The organism is Serratia proteamaculans (assembly GCF_008830365.1).
GTDB lineage: Bacteria > Pseudomonadota > Gammaproteobacteria > Enterobacterales > Enterobacteriaceae > Serratia > Serratia proteamaculans.
Window position 1 is genome coordinate 50,986 of the sequence record NZ_WBKI01000010.1, and the last position, 17,932, is coordinate 68,917.

Consider the following 17,932-nt stretch of genomic DNA (forward strand, 5'->3'; position numbering starts at 1 on the left):
AGTTACGCAAGACGGTATTCAGCCACTTTTTATACAGTATGGCGGGATGGAACCTGAATTTTCCGCACGGATTTGCCTCAGTGAAAACGCTGCTGATGATAAGATCATCTTCATTACAAGACGCAGCAGCATACTCATCGTCACAAGGTACTTTTTAACTTATGAATTATGCACTGGAAATAGCGCAGTTAACCAAGACTTACGCCGGTGGCGTCAAGGCATTGCGCGGGATCGACCTGAACGTCGAGGCAGGGGATTTCTACGCTTTGCTGGGGCCTAACGGCGCCGGGAAATCCACCACCATCGGCATTATCAGCTCGCTAGTCAATAAGACGTCCGGCAGCGTGCGGGTGTTCGGCTACGACATCGATAAAGACATTGTTAATGCCAAACGCCAGCTTGGGCTGGTGCCGCAGGAGTTCAACTTTAACCCGTTTGAAACCGTGATGCAGATTGTGGTCAATCAGGCGGGCTACTATGGCGTGACTCGCCGTGAAGCCCTGGTGCGGGCGGAAAAATACCTGACCCAGTTGGATCTGTGGGGCAAGCGCGATGAACGTGCCCGCATGTTATCCGGCGGGATGAAGCGCCGCCTGATGATCGCCCGCGCATTGATGCATCAGCCAAAATTGCTGATCCTCGATGAACCGACTGCCGGGGTAGATATCGAGCTGCGCCGCTCGATGTGGGGCTTCCTGAAAGAGCTCAACGCGCAGGGCACCACCATTATCCTCACCACCCACTATCTGGAAGAGGCAGAAATGCTGTGCCGCAATATCGGCATTATCCAGAACGGCGAACTGGTGGAAAATACCTCGATGAAAGGTCTGTTGGCCAAGCTGAAGTCTGAAACCTTCATCCTCGATCTGGCGGCGAAAAGCCCGTTACCGAAACTGGACGGTTACCGCCACCGCCTGACGGACACTTCAACGCTGGAAGTGGAAGTGATGCGCGAGCAGGGCCTGAATGGCCTGTTTGCCCAGCTCAGCACCCAGGGCGTTCAGGTACTGAGTATGCGTAACAAGGCTAACCGGCTGGAAGAGCTGTTTGTCACCCTGGTTAACGGTAATGGAGAAAAAGCATGATGCGTTTGTATTGGGTGGCCTTACAGAGCATCTGGGCCAAAGAGATCAACCGTTTTGCCCGCATCTGGATCCAGACGCTGGTACCGCCGGTGATCACCATGACGCTGTATTTCATCATCTTCGGCAACCTGATTGGTTCACGTATCGGTGAGATGCACGGTTTTGATTACATGCAGTTTATCGTCCCTGGCCTGATCATGATGGCGGTGATCACCAACTCATATGCCAACGTGGCCTCCTCGTTCTTCAGCGCCAAATTCCAACGCAATATTGAAGAACTGCTGGTGGCGCCGGTACCGACGCACGTGGTGATCGCCGGTTACGTCGGCGGTGGTGTCGCGCGCGGTGTTTGTGTCGGCGTGCTGGTCACCGTGATCTCGCTGTTCTTCGTGCCGCTACAGGTGCATGCCTGGTGGGTGATTGTGGCCACGCTGCTGCTGACGGCGATTTTGTTCTCGCTGGCGGGCCTGATCAATGCGGTGTTTGCCACCACCTTTGACGATATCAGCCTGATCCCGACCTTCGTACTGACGCCGCTGACCTATCTGGGTGGGGTGTTTTACTCGCTGACGCTGCTGCCGCCGTTCTGGCAGGCGGTGTCCAAACTGAACCCGATCGTCTACATGATCAGCGGATTCCGCTATGGCTTCCTGGGCATCAGCGACGTGCCGTTGGCGCTGACCATGACGGTGCTGGTGGCGTTTATTGCGGTGTTCTACCTGTTGTCCTGGTACCTGATTGAGCGCGGTCGCGGTCTGCGTACCTGATTAACCCGTGTCCCCGGGCATCGCGTGCGGGGACGCTTTTATTGACCTGAAGCAAGCACCCTGTAAATCAATAAAATTGCTCAAATAACCCCTTTCTCCCGGCTGTTCAAATCGTGCTATGCTGGCGCTCCACATTTTCTCCATTTTGTTATATGCCCTATGAATTTCAAGTTGCGGCTTGAAAGGCGAGGGGTATTACGCACTCGTAAGCAGAACATAACCATGCGGTCTACACACAAGATAGCGGCTGGGTTACTCGGCATCCTGATGTCACTTGTCGCCCCGGCAAGCCTGGCAAATTTGCTGTCGGAAGACAGTGCTGTTAAATCCGAATATATGGAGGCGCAACGCGACAGCGAAGTCTATTCGCTGATTGGCGAGCATGTCATTCCGGTTGGTGAAGTGAAACAGGGGCAACTGATCCAGGTGTTCCCGGCGGATGCGGAATATTACGAGTTCAAATTCGGCCACGGCACGGGGTTTATCGATAAAGACGATGTGCGCGATCTCAAAAAATCACGCAAGGTGAAGGATGATCTGGGGGAACTGAATAAACCGCTGACCAACCAGAATCTGATCACTCACAAGGCGATCAACGTTTATACCGATGCGGATAACAGCAGCGATGTGTTTGGCGTACTGGAAGAGAACCTGCGCTACCCGATCATCGGTAAGCTGAAAGACCGGCTCAACAATACCTGGTACGAGATCAACATTGGCGATCGCCTGGGTTATGTCAGTGAGCTGGACTGCGAGATTGACACAGGTATACCGATACTGACCTACCATCATCTGCTGAAAAACGAAGAGAACAAGCGCTTCCGCCATACCTCGACCACCACGTCGGACGTGGCGTTCAGTAACCAGATGACCTATCTGAAGCAGGCGGGGTATGACACCATTTCCCTGTATCAGTTGGAAGCCTACCTGAAAAATCAGATCAACCTGCCGGGCAGGGCGGTAGTACTGACGTTTGATGACGGGCTGAAATCGGTCTATCGCTATGCTTACCCAGTCTTGAAGAATTACGGCTTCCGCGCTACGGCGTTTATCATTTCTTCGCGCATTAAACGTCACCCGCAAAAGTGGAACCCAGACTCGCTGCAGTTTATGAGTATTTCCGAACTGAAGCAGATTCAGGACGTCTTCGACGTGCAGTCGCATACCCATTTCCTGCATCGTACCGACGGTAATCGTCAGCCGATCCTGCTGAGCCGCTCGCTGCACAATATCGAATTCGATTTTGAGCACTCACGCCGTGCGCTGTCGCAGTTTAATCCGCATGTGCTGTATGTGTCCTACCCGTTTGGCGGCTACAACCAGCGGGCGATACAGGCCGCGAAAGATGCCGGGTTCCATATGGCAGTGACCACGGTGCAGGGTAAAGTGAAACCGGGGGATAACCCCTATACGCTGAAACGGCTGTATATTTTGCGCACCGACTCGATTCAGACCATGGCGGACAGAATAGCCAACAAGCCAGGAACGCTGGTGGTGCAATAGCAAGAAAGGAACGGGCGCCGACAGCGCCCGTTTTGTTTTAGGCGACCTGTACCGGCACGGCTTTCGCCTTGCGTTGCAGGTGGTTGTCACCTTCGAAATAGGCCACTTTAGGATGGTGCTGGCGGGCATCGGCGTCGCTCATCTGCACATAGGAACAGATGATCAGTTTGTCGCCCACGCAGGCGCAACGTGCTGCCGCGCCGTTGACCGAAATAATGCGCGAACCGCGTTCGGCGGCGATGGCATAGGTCGAGAAACGCTGACCGTTATCAACGTTATAGATATCGATAGCTTCATATTCCAGAATGCCTGCGGCTTCCAGGAAGTCCTGGTCGATGGCGCAGGAGCCCTCATAGTGCAAGTCAGCCTGAGTCACTTTCACCCGATGCAGCTTGCCTTGCAGCATAGTACGTATCATAACTTTACCTAACTAAGTTTCAGCCTTCACAGGCGATTGAGGTGGCGTCCTAAACCCTTCGTCTTTCAAGCTGCAACTCGAAATCCATTAGGGTAGATTTTTTATTACTTTCCCGGTAACAGCGGTACCAAATATGCAAAAACCTACAGCGTCAGGTCAACCTGTTGATTGTCGATCAACCGCGCTTTACCCAGCCAGGCGGCCATTAACACCACGGCACGTTGGCTTTCAACACCCAGCGGTTGCAGGCTGTCGGCGTCGCGGATAAACAGCTCATCCGGCGTGAAACCAGCGTTGCGCAGGTGTTCGGCGGTTTGTTCCAGCAACTCGTTGACGTGGCGTTCGCCGTTGCTGAGCTGTTCAGCCAACGCATTCATGATTTTGCTGAGCTGCGGGGCGATTTTACGCTCTTCAGCGGTCAGATAGCCGTTGCGCGAGCTGAGCGCCAGGCCATCTTTGGCTCGCACGGTCGGCACGCCGACGATATCGATGTCATAGCCCATGTCCGCCACCATCTTGCGGATCAACGCCAGTTGCTGGTAATCCTTCTCGCCAAAACAGGCCAGATCCGGCTGCACCAGATTGAACAACTTGCTGACAATGGTGGCGACGCCGCGGAAGTGGCCCGGACGGCTGGCACCTTCCAGCATGCTGGAGATACCCGGCACATCGACGTAGGTTTGCTGTTCCAGCCCCTGCGGATAGACATCGGCCGGGGCCGGTGCAAACACCAGTTCAACGCCGCGACGGGTCAGCTTTTCGCTGTCCTCCTGCAGGGTGCGTGGGTAACGCGCCAGATCTTCTGGACGTTCGAATTGCATCGGGTTGACGAAGATACTGACCACCACGATATCGGCGCGCGCACGGGCTTCATCGATCAGTGTCATATGGCCTTCGTGCAGGTTGCCCATGGTTGGCACCAGCGCGATGCGTTTCCCATCCTGACGCCAGCGGCGTATCTGCTGACGCAACAGCGGCAGGGTTTCGATAATTACCATTGCATAACTCCTAACGCGGTCACTTTAGTTGAAAGAGTGCTCTTCAGCGGGGTAAATTCCTTGCTCCACGTCCTGAATATAGTGTTGCACCGCCGAGCGGATATCGCCGCTTTGCGCCAGGAAGTTTTTAGCGAATTTCGGCGTGTGACCGCCGGTGATACCGAATGCGTCGTGCATCACCAGGATCTGGCCATCAGTGGCGTTACCGGCGCCAATGCCGATCACTGGGATGGTCAGGGCTTCGGTGACCTTGCGTGCCAGTTCGGTCGGTACACACTCCAGCACCAGCAGTTGGATACCGGCCAGCTCCAGATTTTTTGCATCTTCCAGCAGCTGCTTGGCGGCGAGCTCATCACGGCCCTGCACCTTGTAGCCGCCGAATACGTTGACCGACTGCGGTGTCAGGCCGAGGTGGCCGCATACCGGCACGGCACGTTCGGTGAGCGTTTTCACCGTTTCACACAGCCAACTGCCGCCTTCCAGCTTCACCATATTGGCACCGGCCTGCATCAGTTCGGCGGCATTGGCACAGGCCAACTGTGGGGTGGCGTAACTCATAAAGGGCAGGTCGGCCAGCAGCAGACAGGCCGGAGCGCCACGGCGCACGGCACGGGTATGATAGGCAATGTCGGCGACGGTGACCGGCAGCGTGGAGTCGTGGCCCTGCAGCGTCATGCCCAGCGAATCGCCCACCAGCAGCACTTTAACGCCTTGCTCTTCAAACAGTTTGGCAAAGCTGGCATCGTAGGCGGTGAGGGAAGCAAACTTGCGCTGTTCCTGCTTCCACTGGTGCAAATGGGTCACGGTGGTGGGTTTCATCACGTCGTCTCCTGAATAGGGTCGTGCGGCGTGCGCAGGGCCCTGGCTGCAAAAAAGTGCTGTCATTCTACTGTAACCCTAACGGGGTGGGTAGCGCAGATCATAATGCTTAAGCGGTTCTTAAGAACCTTGTGGTGTAATGGCCTGCAATGGCTAAAAAAGGACGCACATGCGAATTCTGCTGATAGAAGATGACAAGTTAATCGGCGACGGTATCAAGGCCGGGCTGACCAAGCTCGGCTTTAATCTGGACTGGTTTACCGATGGGCTGGTCGGCAAAAATGCGCTGGAAAGCGCGCCCTACGATGCGGTGATCCTCGATCTGAGCCTGCCGGGCCTTGATGGCCTGGACTTGTTGCGTCAGTGGCGACAGGCCGGTCATGACGTGCCGGTGCTGATCCTGACCGCGCGCGACGCGCTGGAGCAACGAGTCAACGGCCTGCAAAGCGGGGCAGATGATTATCTGTGCAAGCCTTTTGCCCTGGCGGAGGTGGCGGCGCGGCTGCAGGCGTTGATCCGCCGTCGCCATGGCCAACTGATGCCACAATTGGTGCATGGCAATGTGGTGTTTGATACCGCCACCCGCAGCGTGAGCTGCAACGGCGAGCCGGTCACGCTGACGCCACGCGAACTGGCGGTGCTGGAACTGTTCCTGCATAACAAGGGGCGGGTGCTGGCGCGGCCGCTGATCCAGGAAAAACTGTACAACTGGGACGATGACGTCAGCAGCAACGCCGTGGAGGTCCATATCCATCATCTGCGGCGCAAGCTGGGTAACGGGTTCATCCGCACTCTTCACGGCGTGGGTTACACGTTGGGGGATGACGCGTGAAACATCTTAGTCTGCGGCTACGGCTGATCCTGATTTTCAGCCTGCTGGCGCTGTTGACCTGGTGCTCTGCCAGCCTGGTGGCGTGGATGATGACGCGTAACACCATCAACGAAGTGTTTGATACTCAACAGATGCTGTTTGCCAAACGGCTGGCGACCGTCAACCTGGGCGATCTGCTGGCTGATGAGAGCGTACGCAGCCTGCCGAAAACCAAAAAGCTGGTGCATCACGGCAAGCGTGGCGAGCAGGATGATGACGCGCTGGCGTTCGCCATCTTCGATCGCGATGGCAAGATGCTGCTCAACGACGGGGAAAATGGCGCGGATTTCCGCTTTGACGGCGATCGTGAAGGTTTCACCGATGGTGAACGCAAAGGCGATGACGACAGTTGGCGCTTACTGTGGCTGACCAGCCCGGATGGCCGCTATCGTATCGTGGTAGGGCAAGAGTGGGACTATCGCCGGGATATGGCATTGGGCATGGTGACCGGGCAACTGGTGCCGTGGTTGGTGACGCTGCCGATCCTGATGCTGCTGATTGCGCTGATGGTGGGGCGTGAGCTGCGGCCACTGCGAAGTGTTGCAGCAGGATTGCGCCAGCGCGCACCGGACGATGCCACGCCATTGGACGCGCGTCAGGTACCGACCGAAGTCCGGCCGCTGGTCGATGCGCTTAACGCACTGTTTACTCGTATCAATGCGTTGCTGGTGCGTGAACGGCGCTTTACGTCTGATGCAGCCCATGAGCTGCGCAGTCCGTTGGCGGCGCTGCGGGTACAGACAGAGGTGGTACAGTTGGCCGGTGATGACGAGCCGATGCGTGAGCATGCGTTGGGCAATCTGACGGTGGGTATTGATCGTGCCACCCGGCTGGTGGATCAACTGCTGACGCTATCGCGGCTGGACTCCCTGTCTGACCGGGCTGAGCTGGAAGCGGTCGACTGGGGCCAACTGGTGCCGATGACGCTGGCAGAGCAGGATCGCCATGCTCATGCTGCCGGCGTCACCCTGCGTTACGAACAACAGGGCTCGCCACCGCCCCTACAGGGGCAAACGCTCCTGCTGTCGCTGCTGGTGCGCAATCTGCTGGATAATGCGGTGCGGTATACTCCAGCGGGCGGCATCGTCACTGTGAGGCTGACAGAGCGCCTGCTGACGGTCGAGGATAATGGTCCTGGGGTAACGGTGGAACATCTGGCGCGGTTGGGGGAACGTTTTTATCGTCCGCCAGGCCAGGAACAAACCGGCAGCGGGTTGGGGTTGTCGATTGTGCAGCGTATTGCTGGCTTACACGGATTACGCGTTAGCTTTGCCAACCGGTCAGAAGGGGGATTTGTTGCTCAGGTGATGCTGTAGGGGCGCTGCATATTGCGCCCGACTCAGGTTTTGTGCTTGGGTTTGTGCCAGAGTTCCATGCCATTTTGTGGCACGCGTTTCAGGCAACTGGCCAGTGATTCGCCATCGGGGAAGATTAACTCGGGGGCGATTTCTGCCAACGGGTAGAGCATGAACTCACGCTCTTTCAGGCCGTAGTGCGGCACCGTCAGGCGGTCGGTATGAATGACCTGCTCACCATACAGCATGATATCCAGATCCAGAGTCCGTGGGCCCCAGCGCTCATCTTTGCGCACGCGGCCCTGATTGCGTTCTATCGCTTGGGTGTGATCGAGCAACTGTTCTGCGGGTAGCAATGTATCCAGTGCCACCACCGCATTGAGATAGTCCGGCTGGTTCTGTGGGCCCAGCGGCTTGGTACGGTAAAACGAAGAACAAACGATCAACCGGCTGCGTGGGAGATGCTCCAACGCTTCCAGTGCGGCTTTCATCTGTTGTAGCGGGTGCGCCAGGTTGCTACCCAGCGCGATATAAACGCGGATCATTATTCCCCTTCTTTACGCGGCGTCCGGCGGCGAGGGCGGCGTTGACGCGCGCGGCGCGGTGCCGGATCGTCACCCAAAGTACTCAACATGGTTTTCTGGCGTGCCGGTGTGGCTTCCTGGAACTCGCCCCACCATTCGGCCAGACGCAGCATTTCCTGGTTTTCTTCCACTTCGGCACGCAGCGCCAGCAGATCGTAAGCGGCGCGGAATTTCGGGTGTTCCATCAGCTTGTGCGCGCGCTTGCCCTGACGACGGGACAGGCGAAGCTGCAACTGCCAGATATCGCGAACCAGCGTGGTGATGCGTTTCGGGATGGCCAGCGAACGACACTGCTCGTCCAACACGTCATTCATCGCCAGCGCGAAGGCGTCGTAGTACGCCAGTCCGCTCTCCTGCGCCAGTTTTTGCGCATGTTCCAGCAGCGGGTACCAAAGCATAGCAGCAAACAGGAACGCCGGGTTGACGCGCATGTCGTTCTGCAGGCGGTAGTCGGTGTTCTTCAGCACCTGCGCCAGAATACGCTCCATCGGCGTGTCCTGGGTCGGCGTGAAGTGACGTGAAATCTGTGGGAACAGCGGCTGGAACAACTGATATTCACATAGCTTCAGATAGGTCGGATAACCGTAGCCTGCCTGCAGCAGCTTGAGAGACTCTTCAAACAGACGTGCCGGCGGGATCTCATGCAGCAAGGATGCCAGGCGCGGGATCGGCTCGGCAGTTTCGTCACTGATGGTCATGTCCAGCTTGGCGGCAAAGCGCACTGCGCGCAGCATGCGCACCGGATCTTCACGATAACGGGTTTCCGGATCGCCAATCAGGCGGATCACGCCCTGTTTAAGATCGCGCAGGCCGTTGACGTAATCACGCAGAGTGAAGTCCGCCACGCCGTAATACAGGCTGTTGATGGTGAAGTCGCGGCGCTGGGCATCTTCTTCGATCGAACCGAAGATGTTGTCGCGCAGCAGCATGCCGTTTTGGGCCTGCTGGGAAGAATTTTTGTCAGATTCCGGCGTTTGCTGCTCGTGGTGACCACGGAAGGTGGCAACCTCGATAATTTCCGGCCCGAACATCACGTGTGCCAGGCGGAAGCGGCGGCCAACCAAACGGCAGTTGCGGAACAGCTTGCGTACTTGCTCCGGTGTTGCGTTGGTGGTGATGTCGAAATCTTTCGGTTTTTTGCCCAGCAACAGGTCACGTACGCCGCCACCGACCAGATAGGCCTCGAAGCCGGATTTATTCAGGCGATACAGTACCTTCAGCGCATTCTCACTGATGTCTTTACGTGAGATGGAATGCTGGTCGCGTGGGATCACGGTCATTGAACCGTTGCTCTCTGCGGCGGGAAAAGGTGAGCGTTTACGCGGTGCAGGCCGGCGGGCAGGGCTTTCTCTGCCGCGATCGGCGGAACGTTGCTGCGGCGCGGCCGGCGGAGCCGCCACCACGCTTTCTTCGCGGACTACGTTTTTATCGCTGACCGGCGCATCATCGCGCGGCTGCTTGTCATCGCGGATTAGCACCTTACGGCAGAAATTGGCTACTCGGGTAAAAATGGTACACCTCGATAGTGTCTGATAAAAATGGCGCTAACAAAAAATAGCGGCTAATCATAGCTCACCATGGCTCTTTTGAGAATGCCGATGTGTTTTCGTCCAGGGAAATAGCCTCCCGGCGCGGTACATCATCCAGCTTCCAGTGTGCGATTGCCCAGCTCAATAATAACGACAGGTCAAGATCTTGCCAGCTTTCCGGCAGCGGTTGGCGCAGAAATTTTAGCGCGGCCACCAGTATTGGGCGTGGATCGCCGTCGGGCAGAGCGGGTGCATGGTTTTGCTTCGACAGTTTGATACCGTTGGCGCCCAGCGCCAGCGGCAGATGCACATAGGCGGGCACCGGCGCCTGTAACTGATGGTACAGCGCTATCTGGCGCACCGTCGGTTCGATCAGGTCGGCACCACGAACGATTTCGGTAATGCCCTGGAAATGGTCGTCCACCACCACCGCCAGGTTATAGGCGAACAGCCCATCACGTCGGCGAATGATAAAGTCTTCCTGTGCCAGCGCCCGGTCGGCCTGCAACTCGCCCTGCAGGCGGTCATGAAAGGCGTAAACCGGGGAGGACTGGCGCAAGCGAATGGCGGCACCTTGCGGGTCAAGATTCAAAGGGCGACAGTGGCCGTCATACAGGCCGCCTATCTGCTGAATACGGCTGCGGGTACAGTTGCAGAAATAGCTGAGCCCCTGCTGATGCAGCAGATCCAGAGCGGCGCGGTAGGCTTCATGACGTTGGGATTGATAGATGACCTGGCCGTCCCAGAGGAGACCATAGTGTTCCAGAGCGGATAAGATACGAGCGGCCGCACCGGCGACTTCGCGCGGGGGATCGATATCTTCAATGCGAACCAGCCATTGCCCGCGTTGAGCACGAGCCTGGAGGTAGCTTCCCAGAGCGGCAATCAGCGAGCCGAAATGCAGATCCCCGGAAGGCGATGGGGCAAAGCGCCCCACATAATGTCTTTCTTGCATATCAGAGGGGAAACTTTCCCTTTTCTCTGTGCGGCGCACGCAGAACGCACGCCGCAGCGGTAACAACTGTATTAGCCGGCCATCTGCTTTTCGCGGATTTCGGCCAGAGTCTTGCAGTCGATGCACAAATCGGCAGTCGGACGCGCTTCAAGGCGACGAATGCCAATCTCCACGCCACAAGAGTCGCAGTAGCCGAAATCTTCGTCTTCTACTTTCTTCAGCGTTTTCTCGATCTTTTTGATCAGTTTGCGTTCACGATCGCGGTTACGCAGTTCAAGACTGAACTCTTCTTCCTGAGTGGCACGGTCGGCCGGATCAGGGAAGTTAGCAGCCTCTTCCTGCATATGAGTTACCGTACGATCAACTTCATCCCTGAGCTGGTTACGCCATGCTTCAAGAATGCGCTTGAAATGCGACAACTGGGCGTCGTTCATGTACTCTTCGCCCGGCTTCTCTTGGTACGGCTCCACCCCAGCGATGGCGAGAATGCTCAAGGACGAGGTTTTACGGGTTTGCCCTTCTTGCATGTTGCTTCTCCTACATACACACGCACTATCGAATCCCCAATGTGGGGGAAAAACAGGCCGCTATAAATAACAGATGGGAGGTAGGTTGGCAATTATTCCTGTCGCCTGCTTGACAATGGTGTGAAGGAAGGCGTATTTGGCGACGCGTTAACCGGTTGTCGAATTATTTGTACCCGGTCAGCGCTAATCGATAAAAAACGGTAACTTATCGCAGAGATATATACCGTCAGGTGATAATTTAGCCCCATAACAAACCACTTCTACACCCAACTGCTGAACCTGTGCCAACAGTGTCGCATAACGCTCATCTATATGATGTGCCGGTGCGACCTGCTCAATACCGCTATGTAACACAGCAAAGAACAATACCGCCCGTTGCCCGCTTTCAACCACGCTTAGCAACTCACGTAAGTGCTTCTGTCCTCTGAGCGTTACTGCATCAGGGAAGTAACCACGTTGTTGTTGCAATAATGTGACTGACTTAACTTCAATATAGCAGTTAGCTCGGTTTTCTGCCTGTAATAACAAATCGATACGACTGTTCTCACTGCCGTATTTTACTTCGCTGCTGATTTTACTGTAACCGGATAATTCATTGATTAGATTCTGTTCGATTGCCTCGCGTACCAACCCATTGGCGCGCAGGGTGTTCACGCAGATCCAGTCCCCCTGTTGGGTATGGGTCAGTTCCCAACTGTGGGCGTATTTGCGCTTGGAATTATCCGAAGTGGAGTACCAAAGGGTATCGCCGGGCGTGGCACAGCCGGTCATGGCACCGGTATTGGCGCAGTGCAGGGTGAAGGTTTCCCCTTCCGGGGTGACGACGTCCGCCAGAAAGCGTTTGTAACGTTTAATCAGCGTGGCGTGGCGCAGCGGTGGCGTAAAAATCATCGGGTGTCCTGATGGGTTAAAGACCATTGATCAAGCATTTGATAACGCGTACGGCCGTTTTCAAACACTGACTGGTACAGGGCGAATTCGTCGGCGCTGAAATTCCAGCCCGGGGTGGCGGGCGGCACGGCGACCGGTTGCGTCGCCGATCGCAGCAGAGTGATATGCGGATGAAACGGCATCGGGCTCTGATAACAGCCGCTGCGAGCCGCCTGCGATCGTAACAGCTCCGCCAACTGCAACAGCCCACGCGGGGCACGTCGGGTGCCGAGCCAAACCACGCCGGGACGCGGCCAGTGCCCCAGGTCATCCAGCACCATGCTGAAACCGGGCTGGCTAATACGGCCCGCCAACTTTTTCTTCAGCGCGCTCTCTTTTTGCGCCGAGACGTCGCCGAGAAAGGCCAGCGTCAGGTGCAAATTGGCTGCCGCGACCGGCCGACCGACTTCCGGCGCAAAGGCTTCGGCACGCCAGCGGATCACCTGTTGCTGCAGTGCATCAGGCAAGGTCAGGGCGAAAAACAGGCGGCGCGAACTGGACATGGGGCCCCGGCAAGTGGCAAGTGAAGGAAACGCAGACTCTAATGCTACAATGTGCGCCGTCCAATGTTAACCACTACGGAGAGTTCTGTGTCTTCACTGCCCGTCAGCGCGGTTCTTGATGAATTGCTCACTGCGCTGCAATCCGCCCCGCAGGTGCTGCTGCATGCGCCGACCGGTGCCGGTAAATCGACCTGGCTGCCGCTGCAGATCCTGGCTAAAGCCGGGCTGCCGGGCCGCATCATTATGCTCGAACCGCGGCGGCTGGCGGCGAAAAACGTGGCGTACCGGCTGGCGCAGCAGTTAGGCGAAGAACCTGGCCAGACCGTGGGTTACCGCATGCGCGCCGAAAGCAAAACGGGGCCAAATACCCGGCTGGAAGTGGTGACCGAAGGCATTCTCACCCGCATGCTGCAGCAGGACGCCGAGTTACAGGGCGTCTCGTTGGTGATCCTCGATGAATTCCATGAGCGTAGCCTGCAGGCAGATCTGGCATTGGCGCTGCTGCTGGATGTGCAGCAGGGGCTGCGTGACGATCTAAAACTGTTGATCATGTCGGCGACGCTGGATAACGCCCGCCTGTCGCAGTTGCTGCCACAGGCACCGGCGGTGGTGTCCGCCGGGCGCAGCTTCCCTGTCGATCGCCAGTATCAACCCCTGGCCAGCCATCAGCGGCTGGAGGACGGCGTGGCCGCGGCGGTTAAGCGCCTGCTGTCGGAACAGACGGGATCGCTGCTGCTGTTCCTGCCGGGCGTTGCAGAAATCAATCGGGTGCTGGAGCGCTTGAACGGCGAAGTGGCTGCCGATACCGAGCTGTGCCCGCTGTACGGAGCCTTGCCGTTGGTGCAGCAGCAGAAAGCGATTCAACCGGCTCCGGCCGGGCGGCGTAAAGTAGTGCTGGCGACCAACATCGCCGAAACCAGTTTGACCATCGAAGGCATCCGGCTGGTGGTCGACAGCGGCCTGGAGCGGGTGGCGCGTTATGACGTGCGTAATGGCCTGACGCGGCTGGTAACACAACGTATCAGCCAGGCGTCAATGATCCAGCGCGCCGGTCGTGCCGGACGTCTGGAGCCGGGTATCTGCTGGCATCTGTTTGCCAAAGAGCAGGCAGAGCGGGCGGCAGATCACGCCGAACCGGAAATTCTGCAAAGCGATCTCGCCGGTTTCTGGCTGGAGTTGCTGCAATGGGGCTGCCATGATGTCGGGCAACTGACCTGGATCGATCGGCCACCGGAAACGGCGTTGGCGGCAGCCCGGCGGCTGTTGCAACGGCTGGGTGCCACCGATGACGGCGATAAACTCACCTCGCGCGGTCGGCAGATGGCCAAATTGGGCTGTGAGCCACGGCTGGCAGCGATGCTGACCCACGGCGCAGAGCACGGGGCTGATGGGCTGGCGACGGCCGCCGCATTGGCGGCGTTACTGGAAGAGCCACCGCGCAGCGGACAAATGGATATCGGCTACTGGCTGAGCCGCCCACAGCCGAACTGGCAACGCCGGGCGACTCAGCTTGCCCGCCGCCTGCAGGTGAAAAGCGGGCAGGTTGATGTTGAGATGGCACCGCACCTGCTGGCGTTGGCATTTACTGACCGTATCGCCCAACGGCGTGGGCAGGATGGCCGTTACCTGCTGGCTAACGGCATGGGGGCGGCGATGAATCAGGATGAGGCGTTATCGCGAGCGCCCTGGCTGATTGTCCCCAGCCTGCTGCAGGGGCATAACAGCCCCGATGCCCGTATTCTGCTGGCACTGCCGGTGGAGATTGAAGCGCTGGCAGCGCAGTTACCGGCGATCGTTTCCCAGCAAACCGCCGTGGAATGGGATGAAGAAAAAGGCACGCTGCGCGCCTGGAAGCGCCAGCAGATTGGTCGTTTGACGCTGCGTGCCCAGCCGCTGGCCAAGCCGGGGGCCGAAGAGCTGCAACAGGCGCTGCTTAACTGGGTGCGTACCCAGGGTGTGGCGGTGCTTAACTGGGATACCGCCGCCGAACAGTTGCGCCTGCGTTTGCAGTGCGCGCAGAACTGGTTGCCGGAGGCTGACTGGCCACCGGTCGACGATGACTCGTTACTGGTATCGCTGGAGCAATGGCTGTTGCCGTCGCTGAGTGGCGTGCGTGACATGCGTGGGCTGAAACAGGTGAATATCGCCGATGCCCTGGCGCGGTTGTTGAACTGGCAGCAAAAGCAGCGGCTGGATAATGCGCTACCCACTCATTACACTGTGCCGACCGGCAGCCGATTGCCGATTCGCTATGATGCCGGCAAACCGCCGGCGCTGGCGGTGCGTTTACAGGAAGTGTTCGGTGAACAGCGCAGCCCGATGCTGGCCGAGGGTCGCATCCCGGTGGTGCTTGAGTTACTCTCACCGGCGCACCGGCCGTTGCAAATCACTGGCGATCTGGCAGCGTTCTGGCAGGGCGCTTATCGGGAAGTGCAAAAAGAGATGAAAGGGCGTTACCCGAAGCACGTGTGGCCGGACGACCCGGCGAATACTGCCCCCACGCGGCGCACGAAAAAATATCAGTAAACGAATTCAGATGTTTCTTCTGTTCAGCGGCCTGACGGCGCGACAGATTAAGCGACTTATAATGGCCGGCAGTGCCGCCAAGTCTGGAGAGCAACAGCAATGGCTGGGGATGACCGCGAGCCCATAGGGCGCAAAGGGAAACAACCAAAACGCACCGCGTCGCGCAAGCCGCCGCGCCGTCGTCGAGATGACGATTATGATGATTACGAAGAAGACGAGTACCAGGATGACGATGATGATTATGAAGACGAGGAAGAACGCATGCCACGTAAGGTAAAAGCGACTCCGCCGCGTAAAAAACGCCGCTGGCTCGGCCTGCTGATCAAATTGATTCTGGTGGTTGCCGTCCTGTTGGCGATCTACGGCGTGTACCTGGATTCGCAGATCCGCAGCCGCATTGACGGCAAGGTCTGGCAGTTGCCGGCGGCGGTTTATGGCCGTATGGTCAATCTGGAACCGGGCATGCCGTACAGCAAAAAGGAAATGGTCGATCTGCTGGAGGGCATGCAATATCGCCAGGTCAGCCGCATGACGCGCCCGGGCGAATTTACCGTGCAGGCCAACAGCATTGAGATGCTGCGCCGTCCGTTTGATTTCCCGGACGGTAAAGAAGGGCAGATCCACGCCCGTCTGGATTTCCAGAACAACCGTCTGGCGAAAATCGAGAACATGGAGAACCAGCGCAGTTTCGGCTTCTTCCGCCTCGATCCGCGCCTGATCACCATGTTGCAGTCACCGAATGGCGAACAGCGTCTGTTCGTACCGCGTGCCGGCTTCCCGGATCTGCTGGTGGATACACTGATCGCCACCGAAGACCGTCACTTCTATGAACATGATGGTATCAGCCCCTATTCCATCGGCCGTGCAGTACTGGCTAACCTGACCGCCGGCCGTGCGGTACAGGGCGGCAGTACCCTGACGCAGCAGTTGGTGAAAAACCTGTTCCTGACCAATGAACGCTCGCTGTGGCGTAAGGCCAACGAAGCTTACATGGCGTTGCTGGTAGATTACCGTTACAGCAAGGATCGCATCCTTGAGCTGTACCTGAACGAGGTGTATCTCGGCCAGAGCGGCAACGATCAGATCCGTGGTTTCCCGCTGGCCAGCCTGTATTACTTCGGCCGCCCGGTGGATGAACTGAGTCTGGATCAGCAGGCGCTGCTGGTAGGCATGGTCAAAGGGGCGTCGCTGTATAACCCTTGGCGTAACCCGAAACTGGCGCTGGAGCGCCGTAACCTGGTGCTCAAACTGTTGCAGAACCAGGGTGTTATCGATGCCGAACTGTATAACATGCTCAGCGCACGACCGCTGGGTGTACAGCCGAAAGGCGGGGTGATCACCCCGCAGCCGGCGTTTATGCAGATGGTGCGTCAGGAGCTGCAAGCCAAGCTGGGCGACAAGGTTAACGATCTGTCCGGGGTGAAAATCTTCACCACGCTGGATCCGGTTTCGCAAGACGCAGCGGAAAAAGCGGTTGAAGACGGTATTCCGGCACTGAAGGCGGCTCGCCACGTTCAGGATCTGGAAGCGGCGATGGTGATTGTCGATCGCTTCAGTGGTGAAGTCCGCGCCATGGTTGGCGGTGCCAACCCACAATTCGCCGGGTTTAACCGCGCGATGCAGGCGCGCCGTTTGGTCGGTTCATTGGCCAAGCCACCAACCTATCTGACTGCACTGTCCGAACCGGATAAATACCGCCTGAATACCTGGCTGGCAGACCAACCATTAACGCTGAAACTGCAAAACGGCACTGTCTGGCAGCCAAACAACTATGACCGTAAGTTCCGTGGGCAGGTGATGTTGGTGGACGGGCTGGCCTTCTCGCTCAACGTTCCTACGGTGAACCTGGGCATGGCGGTGGGGCTGGACCAAATCAGCGCCACACTGCAACGCCTGGGCATTCCGAAAGCGGAAATCAATCCGGTACCTTCTATGCTGCTCGGCGCAATTGGCCTGACGCCGATGGAAGTGGCGCAGGAATACCAGACTATCGCCGGTGGCGGTAACCGTGCGACGTTGTCAGCGGTGCGCTCAGTGATCGCCGAAGACGGTTCGGTGCTGTACCAGAGCTTCCCACAGGCGGAGCGCGTGGTGCCGGCACAGGCCGCCTACCTGACGCTGTACGCCATGCAGCAGGGCGTAGCACGCGGGACCTCCCGTTCGCTGTCGGTGAAATTCCCCAACTACAACCTGGCGGCGAAAACCGGGACCACCAACGATCTGCGCGACAGCTGGTTTGCCGGCATCGATGGTAAAGAAGTGGCTATCGCCTGGGTTGGCCGTGACAACAACGGCCCGGCCAAGCTGACCGGTGCCAACGGTGCGCTGACCCTGTATCGCCGCTATCTGGAAAACCAGACGCCGCTGCCGCTGATGTTGCAGCCGCCGGAAGGGATCAACCAGATAGCTATCGATTCTGGCGGTAACTTTGTCTGTGGCGGTGGTGGGCGCACCATCCCGGTGTGGACCGACAATCCGCAAGGTCTGTGTCAGGCAAGCCAGGCAGCTCAGCAACAGCAACAACAGCAGGCTGAGGGTGAGCAGAAAGATGCTGACGGCGTCGCCGGTTGGATCAAGGACATGTTCGGCAAGTAAGCGGCTAATCATGTAAAGCGCTTAGGT

General features: G+C 57.7%; 16 protein-coding genes. 7 read left to right on the forward strand and 9 right to left on the reverse strand.

Annotated features, from left to right (window positions below):
• The first annotated feature begins 161 nt into the window (after nt 1-161).
• The 3 genes from F8R23_RS22870 (at nt 162) to F8R23_RS22880 (ending at nt 3,355) form a co-directional block, all read left to right on the forward strand.
• Complete coding sequence (locus tag F8R23_RS22870) at nt 162-1,085, forward strand: ABC transporter ATP-binding protein (RefSeq protein WP_085118881.1); 924 nt, start codon at nt 162-164, stop codon at nt 1,083-1,085.
• On the forward strand, nt 1,082-1,852 hold the full coding sequence (locus F8R23_RS22875) for an ABC transporter permease (RefSeq protein WP_099065287.1): 771 nt from the start codon (nt 1,082-1,084) through the stop codon (nt 1,850-1,852). Before F8R23_RS22870 ends, F8R23_RS22875 begins: the two co-directional genes overlap by 4 nt.
• Nucleotides 1,853-2,074: 222 nt before the next feature.
• Nucleotides 2,075-3,355: a polysaccharide deacetylase family protein gene (locus tag F8R23_RS22880; RefSeq protein WP_099065286.1), complete on the forward strand. Its 1,281-nt coding sequence runs from the start codon at nt 2,075-2,077 to the stop codon at nt 3,353-3,355.
• A gap of 37 nt (nt 3,356-3,392) precedes the next feature.
• Here the strand turns inward: F8R23_RS22880 and panD are convergent, their stop codons facing one another.
• From panD to panB, 3 genes are all read right to left on the reverse strand, one after another.
• Nucleotides 3,393-3,773 (reverse strand): aspartate 1-decarboxylase, encoded by a 381-nt coding sequence (gene panD, locus F8R23_RS22885; protein WP_024484346.1) that lies wholly within the window; start codon nt 3,771-3,773, stop codon nt 3,393-3,395.
• Nucleotides 3,774-3,916: 143 nt separating this feature from the next.
• Entirely contained in the window at nt 3,917-4,771 is an 855-nt protein-coding gene (panC, locus tag F8R23_RS22890; RefSeq protein ID WP_129936149.1) for a pantoate--beta-alanine ligase, read from the reverse strand.
• A 24-nt stretch (nt 4,772-4,795) separates the two neighbouring features.
• Nucleotides 4,796-5,590, reverse strand: coding sequence for a 3-methyl-2-oxobutanoate hydroxymethyltransferase (gene panB / locus F8R23_RS22895; RefSeq protein WP_129936150.1), 795 nt, complete (start codon nt 5,588-5,590; stop codon nt 4,796-4,798).
• 169 nt (nt 5,591-5,759) lie between these two features.
• Between panB and qseB the strand changes: the two genes are divergently transcribed.
• Together qseB and qseC are read left to right on the forward strand one after the other, a co-directional pair.
• Nucleotides 5,760-6,422: a quorum sensing response regulator transcription factor QseB gene (gene qseB, locus F8R23_RS22900; protein ID WP_112347353.1), complete on the forward strand. Its 663-nt coding sequence runs from the start codon at nt 5,760-5,762 to the stop codon at nt 6,420-6,422.
• A complete protein-coding gene (qseC, locus tag F8R23_RS22905; protein ID WP_129936151.1) occupies nt 6,419-7,777 on the forward strand; it encodes a quorum sensing histidine kinase QseC in 1,359 nt (452 codons plus the stop codon). Before qseB ends, qseC begins: the two co-directional genes overlap by 4 nt.
• Nucleotides 7,778-7,800: 23 nt before the next feature.
• On the opposite strand, the gene folK is transcribed toward qseC, so the two are convergent.
• From folK to thpR, 6 genes are all read right to left on the reverse strand, one after another.
• Nucleotides 7,801-8,301, reverse strand: coding sequence for a 2-amino-4-hydroxy-6-hydroxymethyldihydropteridine diphosphokinase (gene folK, locus F8R23_RS22910; RefSeq protein WP_151416056.1), 501 nt, complete (start codon nt 8,299-8,301; stop codon nt 7,801-7,803).
• On the reverse strand, nt 8,301-9,851 hold the full coding sequence (gene pcnB, locus F8R23_RS22915) for a polynucleotide adenylyltransferase PcnB (RefSeq protein WP_151416057.1): 1,551 nt from the start codon (nt 9,849-9,851) through the stop codon (nt 8,301-8,303). The genes folK and pcnB overlap by 1 nt, the downstream gene beginning before the upstream one ends.
• Nucleotides 9,852-9,912: 61 nt before the next feature.
• Nucleotides 9,913-10,824, reverse strand: coding sequence for a tRNA glutamyl-Q(34) synthetase GluQRS (gluQRS, locus tag F8R23_RS22920; protein WP_129938808.1), 912 nt, complete (start codon nt 10,822-10,824; stop codon nt 9,913-9,915).
• A 71-nt stretch (nt 10,825-10,895) separates the two neighbouring features.
• On the reverse strand, nt 10,896-11,351 hold the full coding sequence (gene dksA, locus F8R23_RS22925; RefSeq protein WP_085119044.1) for an RNA polymerase-binding protein DksA: 456 nt from the start codon (nt 11,349-11,351) through the stop codon (nt 10,896-10,898).
• A 183-nt stretch (nt 11,352-11,534) separates the two neighbouring features.
• Entirely contained in the window at nt 11,535-12,242 is a 708-nt protein-coding gene (sfsA, locus tag F8R23_RS22930; protein ID WP_129936153.1) for a DNA/RNA nuclease SfsA, read from the reverse strand.
• Nucleotides 12,239-12,784 (reverse strand): RNA 2',3'-cyclic phosphodiesterase, encoded by a 546-nt coding sequence (thpR, locus tag F8R23_RS22935; protein WP_151416058.1) that lies wholly within the window; start codon nt 12,782-12,784, stop codon nt 12,239-12,241. The genes sfsA and thpR overlap by 4 nt, the downstream gene beginning before the upstream one ends.
• Nucleotides 12,785-12,847: 63 nt before the next feature.
• Here thpR and hrpB point away from each other — a divergent pair, with 63 nt between their 5' ends.
• Together hrpB and mrcB are read left to right on the forward strand one after the other, a co-directional pair.
• The gene (hrpB, locus tag F8R23_RS22940) at nt 12,848-15,310 is read left to right on the forward strand and encodes an ATP-dependent helicase HrpB (protein ID WP_232811048.1); all 2,463 of its coding nucleotides are present in this window, start codon (nt 12,848-12,850) and stop codon (nt 15,308-15,310) included.
• A 99-nt stretch (nt 15,311-15,409) separates the two neighbouring features.
• Nucleotides 15,410-17,905 (forward strand): bifunctional glycosyl transferase/transpeptidase, encoded by a 2,496-nt coding sequence (mrcB, locus tag F8R23_RS22945; protein WP_129936155.1) that lies wholly within the window; start codon nt 15,410-15,412, stop codon nt 17,903-17,905.
• Nucleotides 17,906-17,932 lie beyond the last annotated feature (27 nt).